The organism is Methylobacterium segetis, from assembly GCF_004348265.1.
Classification (GTDB): domain Bacteria; phylum Pseudomonadota; class Alphaproteobacteria; order Rhizobiales; family Beijerinckiaceae; genus Methylobacterium; species Methylobacterium segetis.
Map to the genome: position 1 here is coordinate 25,629 of NZ_SMNT01000044.1, position 12,019 is coordinate 37,647.

The 12,019-nt window shown below is 70.8% G+C and carries 10 protein-coding genes; 5 read left to right on the plus strand and 5 right to left on the minus strand.

Going from position 1 to position 12,019, the window contains the following annotated elements:
- The first annotated feature begins 169 nt into the window (after positions 1-169).
- The 3 genes from uvrA to E1J50_RS13160 all read left to right on the plus strand — a co-directional run bounded on the left by uvrA (position 170) and on the right by E1J50_RS13160 (position 5,541).
- A complete protein-coding gene (gene uvrA / locus E1J50_RS13150; protein ID WP_132254295.1) occupies positions 170-3,238 on the plus strand; it encodes an excinuclease ABC subunit UvrA in 3,069 nt (1,022 codons plus the stop codon).
- A gap of 559 nt (positions 3,239-3,797) precedes the next feature.
- Positions 3,798-4,733 (plus strand): transporter family protein, encoded by a 936-nt coding sequence (locus tag E1J50_RS13155; RefSeq protein WP_132254296.1) that lies wholly within the window; start codon positions 3,798-3,800, stop codon positions 4,731-4,733.
- 244 nt (positions 4,734-4,977) lie between these two features.
- Complete coding sequence (locus E1J50_RS13160; protein ID WP_132254297.1) at positions 4,978-5,541, plus strand: fasciclin domain-containing protein; 564 nt, start codon at positions 4,978-4,980, stop codon at positions 5,539-5,541.
- 182 nt (positions 5,542-5,723) lie between these two features.
- Here the strand turns inward: E1J50_RS13160 and E1J50_RS13165 are convergent, their stop codons facing one another.
- Together E1J50_RS13165 and E1J50_RS13170 are read right to left on the minus strand one after the other, a co-directional pair.
- Positions 5,724-6,422: an anti-sigma factor gene (locus E1J50_RS13165; RefSeq protein ID WP_132254298.1), complete on the minus strand. Its 699-nt coding sequence runs from the start codon at positions 6,420-6,422 to the stop codon at positions 5,724-5,726.
- Complete coding sequence (locus tag E1J50_RS13170) at positions 6,419-6,970, minus strand: sigma-70 family RNA polymerase sigma factor (protein ID WP_132254299.1); 552 nt, start codon at positions 6,968-6,970, stop codon at positions 6,419-6,421. Before E1J50_RS13170 ends, E1J50_RS13165 begins: the two co-directional genes overlap by 4 nt.
- 294 nt (positions 6,971-7,264) lie before the next feature.
- On the opposite strand from E1J50_RS13170, the gene E1J50_RS13175 reads away from it, so the two are divergent.
- Positions 7,265-8,239 (plus strand): S1C family serine protease, encoded by a 975-nt coding sequence (locus tag E1J50_RS13175; protein WP_132254300.1) that lies wholly within the window; start codon positions 7,265-7,267, stop codon positions 8,237-8,239.
- Between the two features lie 4 nt (positions 8,240-8,243).
- Here E1J50_RS13175 and E1J50_RS13180 read toward each other — a convergent pair whose 3' ends face one another.
- A complete protein-coding gene (locus tag E1J50_RS13180) occupies positions 8,244-8,813 on the minus strand; it encodes an FUSC family protein (protein ID WP_132254303.1) in 570 nt (189 codons plus the stop codon).
- A 208-nt stretch (positions 8,814-9,021) separates the two neighbouring features.
- On the opposite strand from E1J50_RS13180, the gene trmFO reads away from it, so the two are divergent.
- The gene (trmFO, locus tag E1J50_RS13185) at positions 9,022-10,458 is read left to right on the plus strand and encodes a methylenetetrahydrofolate--tRNA-(uracil(54)-C(5))-methyltransferase (FADH(2)-oxidizing) TrmFO (protein WP_132254301.1); all 1,437 of its coding nucleotides are present in this window, start codon (positions 9,022-9,024) and stop codon (positions 10,456-10,458) included.
- Positions 10,459-10,515: 57 nt separating this feature from the next.
- Here the strand turns inward: trmFO and E1J50_RS13190 are convergent, their stop codons facing one another.
- Together E1J50_RS13190 and E1J50_RS13195 are read right to left on the minus strand one after the other, a co-directional pair.
- Positions 10,516-11,064, minus strand: coding sequence for a GNAT family N-acetyltransferase (locus E1J50_RS13190; RefSeq protein WP_207919205.1), 549 nt, complete (start codon positions 11,062-11,064; stop codon positions 10,516-10,518).
- A 130-nt stretch (positions 11,065-11,194) separates the two neighbouring features.
- Positions 11,195-12,019, minus strand: an 825-nt coding sequence (locus tag E1J50_RS13195) for an L-lactate permease (protein ID WP_132254302.1), incomplete at its 5' end; no start/stop codon positions are given.

Below are 12,019 nucleotides of genomic sequence, written 5' to 3' on the forward strand. Positions count from 1 at the left end.
TCGGACAGTGCCCTGCCCTTGTCCGAAGAAATCCTGCGCCTCGATCGAAACGCGGGGCCGGTGACGCGTTGGCCTGCCGACGCGGTTCCGCGTCGCGGGGACCGGCTCGCCGGCCGGGACGCATTCGGCTCGCCGCCGACCGACAGACTGCGAAGAGACCTGCCTGCCCATGGCAAAAGCCAGCGCCAAAGCCGCCCCGAAATCCGCCGCGCAGCCGGATGCGGGCCCGAGCACGCGATCCGGCAGGAAGCCCCGGGCCGTGGCCTCGCCCGTCGCGAACGAGGCCGCGGCGGAGCAGGCCCGCGAGGTGGCCGCCGACGCCAAGCTCGGCGCCCTGTTCGACGCGGCCCGCGACACCCGGGTGATCTCGGTGCGGGGTGCCCGTGAGCACAACCTGAAGAACGTCGATCTGACGATTCCCCGCGACAAGCTCGTGGTGTTCACGGGCCTGTCCGGCTCCGGCAAGTCCTCGCTCGCCTTCGATACGATCTACGCGGAGGGGCAGCGCCGCTACGTCGAATCGCTCTCGGCCTATGCCCGCCAGTTCCTCGAGATGATGTCGAAGCCCGACGTCGACCAGATCGACGGGCTCTCGCCGGCCATCTCGATCGAGCAGAAGACGACCTCGAAGAACCCGCGCTCGACGGTCGGCACGGTGACCGAGATCTACGACTACATGCGCCTTCTCTGGGCGCGGGTCGGCATCCCCTACTCGCCGGCCACGGGGTTGCCCATCGAGAGCCAGACGGTGAGCCAGATGGTGGACCGGGTTCTGGCGCTGCCGGAGAAGACCCGCCTCTACCTGCTCGCTCCCGTCGTCCGGGGCCGCAAGGGCGAGTACCGCAAGGAGATCGCCGAGTTCCAGAAGAAGGGCTTCCAGCGCCTGCGCATCGACGGCGAGATGGTCCCGATCGATGACGTGCCGAAGCTCGACAAGAAGCTGAAGCACGACATCGACGTGGTGGTCGACCGGATCGTGGTGCGCGACGACATCGGCTCGCGGCTCGCCGAATCCTTCGAGACGGCGCTGGAACTGGCAGACGGCGTCGCGCTGATCGAATTCGCCGACGCTCCCGAGGGCGGGGCGCCCGAATCGATCACCTTCTCCTCGCGCTTCGCCTGTCCGATCTCAGGGTTTACCATCGCCGAGATCGAGCCGCGGCTGTTCTCGTTCAACAATCCCTTCGGCGCCTGCCCGACCTGCGGCGGCATCGGCCACGAGATGCGGATCGATCCCGAGCTCGTGATCTCGGATTCGGCGCTGAGCCTCAAGCGCGGCGCCGTCGCGCCCTGGGCGAAATCGACCTCGCCCTATTACGGTCAGACGCTCGACGCGCTCGCCAAGCATTACGGTTTCAAGACGACCGTGCCCTGGGGCGAGTTGCCCGAGGAGGCGCGGCAGGTGATCCTCTACGGCTCCGGCCGCCAGTCGATCCGGTTCGACTACAATGACGGGATGCGCGCCTACGCGGTGAACAAGCCCTTCGAAGGCGTGATCCCGAACCTGGAGCGCCGCTACAAGGAGACGGAGAGCGACGCCTCCCGCGAGGAGATCGGACGCTTCATGGGCGAGACTCCCTGCGAAGCCTGCGGCGGCAAGCGGCTGAAGCCCGAGGCGCTCGCCGTGAAGGTCGCCATGCAGGATGTGGGCGAGGTCACCGCGCTCTCGGTGCGCGAGGCGCATCGCTGGTTCTCGGACTTGCCGGACAAGCTCAGCCCGAAGCAGAACGAGATCGCGGTGCGGATCCTCAAGGAGATTCGCGACCGCCTCACCTTCTTGGTCGATGTCGGGCTCGAATACCTGACGCTTGCCCGCGGCTCCGGCTCGCTCTCCGGCGGCGAGAGCCAGCGCATTCGGCTGGCCTCCCAGATCGGCTCGGGACTGACGGGCGTCCTCTACGTCCTCGACGAGCCCTCGATCGGCCTGCACCAGCGCGACAACGAGCGGCTCCTCGGCACGCTGAAGCGCCTGCGCGACCTCGGCAACTCGGTCATCGTCGTGGAGCACGACGAGGATGCGATCCTGCAGGCCGACTACGTGGTCGATGTCGGCCCGGGCGCAGGCATTCACGGCGGCGAGATCATCGCGCAGGGCACGCCCGCGGAGGTGCTGGCCCATCCCGCTTCGCTCACCGCCAAGTACCTGACGGGCGAGCTCAGCGTCCGCACGCCCGCCGCCCGCCGCAAGGCCCGCAAGGGCAAGCTGAAGCTGACCGGGGCGCGGGGCAACAACCTCAAGAACGTGACCGTCGAGATTCCGCTCGGCACCTTCACCTGCATCACCGGCGTCTCGGGCGGCGGCAAGTCGACCCTCGTGATCGACACGCTCTACAAGGCGGTGGCCAAGAAGCTGAACGGGGCGCTGGAGCACCCGGCCCCCTACGAGCGGCTGGAGGGGCTGGAGCATCTCGACAAGGTCATCGACATCGACCAGTCGCCGATCGGGCGCACGCCGCGCTCGAACCCCGCCACCTATATCGGCGCCTTCACGCCGATCCGCGACTGGTTCTCAGGGCTCCCCGAAGCCAAGGCCCGCGGCTATCAGGCGGGGCGCTTCTCCTTCAACGTGAAGGGCGGGCGCTGCGAGGCCTGCTCGGGCGACGGCGTCATCAAGATCGAGATGCACTTCCTGCCCGACGTCTACGTCACCTGCGACGTCTGCAAGGGGCGGCGCTACGACCGCGAGACGCTCGAGGTGAAGTACCGCGGCAAGTCGATCGCCGACGTGCTCGACATGACGGTCGAGGAGGCGGCCGACCTGTTCAAGGCGGTGCCCTCGATCCGCGAGAAGATGGAGACGCTGGCCCGGGTCGGCCTGCACTACGTCCATGTCGGCCAGCAGGCGACGACCCTGTCCGGCGGCGAGGCTCAGCGGGTGAAGCTCTCGAAGGAGCTCGCCAAGCGTGCCACGGGCCGCACCCTCTACATCCTCGACGAGCCGACCACCGGTCTGCACTTCCACGACGTCGCCAAGCTGATGGAGGTGCTCCACGAGCTCGTGGACCAAGGCAACACCGTGGTCGTGATCGAGCACAACCTCGAGGTCATCAAGACCGCCGACTGGGTGATCGACATGGGTCCCGAGGGCGGCGACGGCGGCGGTGTCGTCGTGGCCGAGGGCACGCCGGAGCAGATCGCGAAATCCACCGCGAGCCACACCGGGCGCTTCCTGCGCGACGTGCTGGCCCGCCGTCCCGCGGCCGCGATGCCGGCAGGGGGCCGCGCGGCCGCCGAGTGAGAGGGGTGGGGGCCGGGTGGCGCAGTCCGGCGCCGCGACCGTCCGATTCGCCGCGGGACCGCCCCACCCCGCCCGATTCGACCGAAAGCGGGCCCTCGCGGTAGCCGCCCGCACCTCCCTCGAGCCCGGATCTCCCGTGTCCGCGGGGCCGTCCGCCAACACGGCCTTGCCCGATTTCCATGGGGCAACTGCGCAATCGTCCCGGATCGCGGACGCCCGGCAAGAGCTTGAGCGATCTGCGTTATTCTTCCGGATGAGGCGCCGGCCCCCGCGCCATGCCCGTCGCCCCGCACCTTTGGCCTCCCGGCGGCCGGGCTGTTGCAACGCGGCAAAAATGCGGCTTTTGCGCAACGGTCCGATCCGATCTGCCCGGATGCGAGGCATTCCACTGTCATTCCGAGCGCGGCTGTAGAATAGTTCTCAGCGTTGAGACTTGAGGTGGGGCCGTAAGGGGGCGCTTGGCACCATTGGGGCGGAAGCCGACGCGTTCGGCAAACCGGCAATGTTGTGCACAAGGCTACGGGGCGCACGCCTGAAATCCTTGGGAAGGAAAGACAAAATGATGAAGAACTGGCTCGCCGCGGGAGCGGTCGCGCTCTCCGTCGGTATGACCGGGACCGCCGCCTTCGCTCAGACCACGACGGTTCCGGGTGAGCAGGTCGGCCTCGCGGTCGGCGCCCCGCTCCCCGAGGGCGTCTACGCGCTGAACACGTTCCTGTACCGCTCGCCCGACGTTTCGCCGGTCGATGTCGGGATCAACATCCCGATCCTGCTGTGGTCGACCCCGTGGAAGATCCTCGACGCCCGCGTCGAGCTCGCCGTCGCTCCGCCGACCGTCTTCTCGTTCGGCCGCGGCCGTAACGGTGCGGCTCTCGACACCAGCATCAACGTCGGCACCTTCGTCGGCGGCATCTTCGCCTGGGATCTGGGCAACAACGTCGGCGTCAGCTACCTCGCCGGTGTGTACCTCAACGAGCTCAACGCGGGTCGCGGCTGCGGCATCGGCTGCCTGCCGATCCTGTCGTCGAACACCTACCGCCAGGGCTTCGCCATCAGCTACACCGGCGACGGCTGGAACCTGACCGCGAACCTCACCTACAACTTCTACGACACGCCCTCCTTCTTCTCCGGCGGCTCCCCGCTCGTGCGTGGCCCGTACGCTCCGTCGGACGCCCTCAACCTCGACCTGACGGCGACCAAGAAGTTCGGCAAGTGGGAGATCGGTGCGATCGGCTACGGCACCACCGACCTCGCCAACAACTCGCGCTTCTCGCCCGTCGCCCTCGGCGGCGCGCGCGCTGGCTACTTCGCTCTCGGCGGCCTCATCGGCTACGACTTCGGACCCTTCACGGTCCAGGGTTACGCCGCCCGCCACATCGTGAACCGCGTCGCCGGCGCCGAGGCGACCGAGGGCTGGTTCCGCGTGATCGTGCCGCTCTACACCGCAGCCGTCGCCCCGGCTCCGGCCCCGGCTCCGCTGATCCGCAAGTACTGAGACATCTTCCGAACCCGGCCCGAGGCGACTCGGGCCGGATCCGGCAGGGTCAGCAAGCCGCCCGCTCCTTTCGGAGTCGGGCGGCTTCTCGTTTGGGCCGTGCCGATCGGGCCTGATCCGCGCGCGCGCAGAACGAAGCTGAAAAAATTCCGCACCGCTGTTCGATTGCGCGAAACCTTCCTTCGCAGAGCCCCGTAGAGGCCTGCGTCCGCCCCCGTAGGGGTCAGAAGAGAGGTTACGCTCAATGGTCATCCTGAATGCCGGCCGCACCCGCGCTGCCGCCCTTGCCCTCGCCATCGGCCTCGCGCTGCCCGGTGCCGCGCTCGCCAAGAACCCGATGGTCGGCGGCGCACCGATGTACGCGTCGAAGAACATCGTCGAGAACGCGGTCAACTCGAAGGATCACACCACGCTGGTGGCGGCCGTGAAGGCGGCGGGCCTCGTCGACACCCTGGCCGGCCCCGGCCCCTTCACCGTGTTCGCGCCGACCAATGCCGCCTTCGCCAAGCTGCCGCCGGGCACCGTCGAGACGCTGGTCCAGCCTGCCAACAAGGCGACGCTCACCGCGATCCTCACCTATCACGTCGTGCCGGGCACCTACACCGCGAAGGACCTGACGGCGCTGGCCAAGCAGGGCGGCGGTGAAGGTCAGCTCAAGACCGTGCAGGGCGCGCCGCTCACGGTCTCGACCCGTGGCAAGAAGGTCTACGTCACCGACGCTAAGGGCAACACCGCGACCGTCACCATCGCCAACGTGATGCAGTCGAACGGCGTCATCCACGTCATCAACGGCGTGCTGCAGCCCTGATCGGAAAGGGGCCGGCCCGCGCGGCGGGGTCGGCGCCCGTCCGCGTGTGCGGCCTTCCGTCCGGACGGTGCGAAGCGCCGGATCCGGCTTCCAGGGCCACGCGAGGCACATCAAGCTGCGGGCTCCGCCTCCCCGAGGCGGGGCCCGTTCACGTTGATCTCGCGGTCACTTGCGGATCGCGGTCACTCGCGGATGAGCTTGCCCGTGTAGACCACAGGCCCCGTCGGCAGCCCGGTCGGGGAGCCGCCCGGCGGCTCGACCGAGACGGCGAAGACGCCCTCGCCCGCCCGGGCGCCCGCCGGCAAGGGGAGGCGGGCCGCGTCGGCGCCGATCAGCCCGAGCGGCTTCGGGACGGCGTCGGTGCCCACGTACCAGAGCTGCAGGCTGTGCCCGGCCGGCGTCTCGGCCGCCACCGGCCGCACCGCGGCCTGCCCGGTCGCGGTGTCGATGCTCACGAGGAGGGCGGGTGCGGCACCGCCGCTCGTGACCACGGCGACGTAGCGGGCTCCGTCCGGTCGCTCGGGCCGGGGCGAGAGGATGACGAGGGCGAGCCCGGCGGCTGCGAGCGCCGCAGCGGCGGCCCCGCCCTGCCAGAGGCGCAGGCGCCGCGTCAGCGCACGGACGCGGTTGTCGTTGGCCGCCGCGCCTCCGGGCAGCGCACGGGCGATCCGCTCCCAGACATGCGGCCCCGGCCGGATCTCGGGTGCGACGAGGCTCAGGGGGCCGAGGCGCCGTTCCCAATCGCGCACCGCCTGGGCGAGGGCCGGATCCCGGGCGAGATCGCGCGCGAAGGCGACCCGTTCGGCGAGCGTCAAGGTGCCGAGGACATATTCTCCCGCGCGGTCTTCTCCGGGCTCCCGCGCCTCCTGTCCCGCGCTCACGACACGGCCTCCAGGCAGCCCTTCAGGCTCGCCAGCGCGCGGTGCAGCCAGGTCTTGATCGTGTTGACGGGGCGCTCGAAGCGTTGGGCGAGGTCCTCCCGCGAGAAGCCCTCGCAATAGGCCAGCACGACGCAATCCCGGTGCGCGGGATCGAGCCGTGCGAGGCAGGCCCGCAGGGCGTCCCGGCCGAGGATCGAGTCCTCGCTGTCGTGAGGATCGGCGAGCCGCTCCAACCAATCCTCCCCATCCTCGTGCACCGGCCCCTGCGCCTCGGTTCTGCGGCGGATCGCATCGATGGCGCGGTTGCGCGCGATCGTGCAGAGCCACGACAGGGGGCGCCCCGCCTCCGGAACGTATGAGCCCGCCGATTGCCAGACCCGCAGGAAGACGTCCTGAAGGATGTCCTCGGCAGCCGACCGGTCGCGCTGGATACGCAGGATCACGCCGAGAAGTTTCGGCGCGGTGAGATCGTAGAGGGCGCGAAGCGCCGCCTCGTCCCGGGCCGCGACCGCGTCGAGGAGTCGCTCAAGGGTCGCGTCGTCGCGCACGGGACTTCAACCTTCCTCTCGCGCGCGCCGGCGCTCTCGGCAGGACATGCGGCACACGCGCCCGGGAGCCCTGCCTGGCTGGGCAAGGACGGAGCGTTTCCGCAGCCGGCGCCCCGGGTCTCGCGCCCTCTCCGCCGGCGGCCGGATCGTAGAGCAGAGCCGCCCGGCGCGCCATACGCTTCCGCTGGCACAACCTGTGGGTGGCGTCGCCGCGCGAGCCTGTCGGGCCCGGAGCGGCGACCTATCTCAGGCCGTCTCGTCATGTCCCCGAGACGCAGGAAGGACGGAAACGCCATGGCCTCGCAGGGCGACTGGAGGATCCCCGCATCCGTGCAGCCCAAGCCCGCCGATTACGGCTACGACCTCGACCGGGCGCTGAGCGCCGTCGTCGCCCTCTCGACCCGGGTCCCGGCCGAGGCCTTCACCGCCGAGACGCTCGGCACCGAGCGGGCGGGCAACGGCGTGCTGATCCGCGAGGACGGGCTCGTGCTCACCGTGGGCTACCTGGTCATGGAGGCCGATACCGTCTGGCTCACCACCCATGACGGGCGCTCGGTCCCCGGCCACGTGGTGGGCTTCGACGCGGCCACCGGCTTCGGCCTCGTGCAGGCGCTCGGCGACCTCGCCCTGCCGGCCCTGCCGATCGGCCGCTCCGCCGGGCTCAAGATGGGCGACCGGGCGGTGCTGGCGGGCGCGGGGGGACGGGCGCGCAGCGTCGCCACCCAGGTGGTCGGCCGCCAGGAATTCGCGGGCTACTGGGAGTACGTCCTCGACGAGGCGCTCTTCACCGCGCCGTCGCACCCGCACTGGGGCGGTACGGCCCTGATCGGTCCGGGCGGCGAACTCGTCGGCATCGGCTCCCTGCAGCTCCAGCAGGGCGGCAGCGCGGGCGCGCGGCCGATCAACCTCGTCGTGCCGATCGACCTCCTGCCGCCGATCCTCGACGATCTCGCCGCCCGGGGCCGCCCGAACCGGCCGCCCCGGCCCTGGCTCGGCGTCTACGCCACCGAGACGGAGGACGGCATCGCGGTGATGGGGCTCGCCGACGACGGTCCGGCGGAGGCGGGCGACCTGCGCGTGGGCGATTTCGTCGAGGCCGTCGCCGGAGAGCCCGTTTCCGACCTTGCCGGTTTCTTCCGCCAGGTCTGGGCCCTCGGCGAGGCGGGAGTGCGGGTGCCGCTCTCGGTGCGCCGCGAGGGCCGCCCGATCGCCCTGAGCGTCGTCTCCGGAGACCGGGAGAGCTATCTGATGAGCCCGCCCCTCCACTGAGGGCTCACAGGGCGATGCCGAGGCGCCGGTTGATCCGCGTCACGATCCAGACGGTGACGATGGCCACGCACACCCCCCATCCCACCTCGAACACCCGCGACCACAGCATCCGCTCGACGCTGCCCAGATGGGGGACCAGCAGGAGGATCGTGGCGGTGATGGCCGCGAGCCGCCCGGCGCTCGCCACGTTGACGAGGCCGCAGGCGACGATCGAGAGAATCACGCTGAGGGCGTAGCTCGGCAGGCTCGGGCCGGCCGCCAGATAGGTGCCGAGCCCGATCATCCCGCCGATCGCAGCCCCCGTGAACTGGTCGCGGGCGGTGGAGCGGGTCGCGCCGAATTCCGTCTGCGCCACGGCCAGGGCGGTGATGGCGCTCCAGAAGCCCTCGCGCAGGCCGAGCGCCTGCGTCGGCAGGTAGGCGACGATGGCGGCGCAGGCCGACATCACGCCGTGCGCCGTGCCCCGGCTGAGGCGCCGCCGCAGGGGCAGGCGCTTGGCCACACGGCCGAGCTGGTCGCGCAGCAAGCCGAGACGGCTGACGTCGCGCGCCGTGCGCCGCTCGGACGCGCGCATCCCCTCCCCGCCCGAGACGGCATCCGCCTCCGCAACGGAGGCCGCACTCCACGGCCGCTCCTCTCGCGTCTCCGTCCGGGGATTCGACTCGCTCATCCTCACCGTCTCGCCGGGACCCATGCGGGCGTCAACGGCGCGGCCGGAGCCCCGGTTCAGTCCCGTGGCGTGGACCGTTGATCGCCCCTGCCCGCGGGTTTAAGTCCTCCGGATGACGGCGCGAGATCCCATCCATATTGTCGGCGGCGGGCTGGCGGGCTCCGAGGCCGCTTGGCAGATCGCCAGCGGCGGCCACCCGGTCGTGCTCCACGAGATGCGGCCCGTGCGCGGCACCGACGCGCACCAGACCGAGAGCCTCGCCGAGCTCGTCTGCTCGAACTCCTTCCGCTCGGACGACGCGGAGGGCAATGCGGTCGGCCTCCTGCACCAGGAGATGCGCAGCCTCGGCTCGCTCATCCTGCGGATGGGCGACGCGAACCAGGTTCCGGCGGGCGGGGCGCTCGCCGTGGACCGCGAGGGTTTCGCGGCTGCCGTGACGAGAGCCCTCGAGGCGCATCCCCTCGTCACCGTCGTGCGGGAGGAGATCGCGGGGCTGCCGCCGGACGCGTGGGGCTCGACGATCGTGGCGACCGGTCCCCTGACCTCCCCGGCGCTGGCGGAGGGGATCCGCGCGCTGACGGGGGCAGAATCGCTCGCCTTCTTCGACGCCATCGCCCCGATCGTGCACCGCGACTCGATCGACATGGGGCGTGCGTGGTTCCAGTCGCGCTACGACAAGCCGGGTCCCGGTGGCACGGGGGCCGACTACCTGAATTGCCCCATGGACCGGGCGCAGTACGACGCCTTCATCGCGGCGCTGATCGCGGGCGAGAAGACGAGCTTCAAGGAGTGGGAGACCTCGACCCCCTACTTCGACGGCTGCCTGCCGATCGAGGTGATGGCCGAGCGCGGTCCCGAGACCCTGCGCCACGGCCCGATGAAGCCCGTGGGCCTGACGAACCCCCACGACCCGACGGTGAAGCCCTGCGCCATCGTGCAGCTGCGCCAGGACAACGCCCTCGGCACCCTCTACAACATGGTGGGTTTCCAGACGAAGCTGCGCCACGCCGAGCAGGTGCGGATCTTCCGCACGATCCCGGGCCTGGAGAACGCCGAGTTCGCCCGGCTCGGCGGCCTGCACCGCAACACCTATCTCGACTCGCCCCGCCTCCTCGACGGGACGCTGCGCCTGAAGGCGCGGCCTTCCTTGCGCTTCGCCGGCCAGATCACGGGCTGCGAGGGGTATGTCGAGAGCGCCGCGGTGGGCCTGATGGCCGGGCGCTTCGCGCTCGCTGAGGCGCAGGGCCGCCGCCTGCCGCCGCTGCCGCAGACGACCGCGCTCGGCGCGCTCATCGCCCACATCACCGGCGGGCACATCGTGCAAGGCGGCGAGCCGGCGGCCAACGCCCCCCGCTCGTTCCAGCCGATGAACGTGAATTTCGGGCTGTTCCCGCCGCTCGAGCGGGCGCCGCGCAACGAGACGGGTCGCCGGTTGCGCGGACCGGAGAAGGCGGCGCTGAAGAAGCGGGCGCTCACCGACCGGGGCCGGGCCGCCCTCGCCGCCTGGATCGCGGAGGCGGGAGAACCGCCGCGGGCGGCGGCGGAGTAGAGGGGCGGGGGCGCCTCCGTCACCCTCCTCTCCGAGGGCGTGGGAAGCGGCCGACCTTCAGACTAGTGTTCGAAACGGATCGGTCTTCATCAGGAGCCGCCGTCCCGGCCGGTGCCCCTCCTCGCCGGTATCCTCGAAGCCGAGCTTGCGCAGCAGCCCCCACGAGGCGACGTTGCCGGGACGGCACTCGGCGACGACGCTCCGGTGGGGAAAGCGGCGGGCGAGGAGGCCGAGGAGCCCCGCCACCGCCTCGGTCGCGATGCCGCGGCCGCGGGCTGCTCCTCCGACCCAGTAGCCGATCTCGATGGCGCCCTCGCCCCGCAGGTGCGTGCCCACCACCGCGACGAGGGTGCGGCTCTCCCGATCCCAGACACCGTTGAAGCGGTCGCTGCCCCTCCGCCCGGAGGCGATCAGCGCGCGCGCATCCGCGAGCGTGAAGGGTTCCGGCAGGAAGTCGACGGCGCCGGTGATCGCCGGATCGTCGGTGAGGCGGCGCAGGGCCTCGGCGTCGCGCGCGGCGAGGGCCGCGATGCGCAGGCGCCCGGTCTCGAGCCCGGGCAGGGTCGCGAGGCTGTCGGGCTGGGCGGCACGCCGGAACAGGAACATCCCCCTCAGGTGGGGCCGCCGCGGGCGGCGGAAAGGTACGCCGCAGGCACCGCGTTCATCCGCGCGAACATGAAAAACCCGCCCCGGCCGAGGGCCGGAGCGGGTTGCAGCATGGCCGGTGCGGCCGACCCTACGGGTGGATGACCATCGCGTTGAACGGGTACACGTAGGCCTGCAGCATCACGAGGCCGCCGACCATGCAGGCGAGCACGATCGAGTGCCAGAACACGAAGCGCAGGATCTTGCCCTCCTGGCCGAAATAGCCGGTGGCGGTGGAGGCCACGACGATCGACTGCGCGTCGATCATCTTGCCCATCACGCCGCCCGACGAGTTCGCCGAGGCCATCAGGATGCCCGACAGGCCGAGCTGCTCCGAGGTGATCTTCTGCAAGCCGCCGAAGAGCACGTTCGAGGCCGTGTCCGAGCCCGTCAGCGCCACGCCGAGCCAGCCGAGCAGGGTGCCGAAGAACGGGTAGAGGATGCCCGTGCCGGCGAAGGCGAGGCCGAGCGTCGCGTCGACGCCGCCGTAGCGGGTGAGCACGCCGAGCGCGAGCATCGCCGCGATGGTGATGAGCGAGTAGCGCAGCACCCAGATCGTCTCGAGATAGGCGGTGACGAGGCGCCAGGGCGAGAAGCGCATGATCAGGCCGGAGATGATCGCGGCGATGAGCACGCCCGTGCCCGTGTAGGACATGTAGGTGAAGGCGAAGACCGCCGCCTCCGGATGCGCCTTGGCGACGACCGGGGGCACCTTCATGATCACGTTGTGCAGGCCCGGGACCTCGTACTTGATCGTGAAGATCGGGTTCACGAGGCTCTTGAACCAGCCGGTGCCCCAGATCGCGACGACGACCGACAGGATGATCCACGGCACCCAGGCCCAGGCGATCTCGCTCGAGGTGGCGGTGCGGGCGCCGGTATGCACGCGCGGCAGGTCGCCGGGCACGCCCGCGCC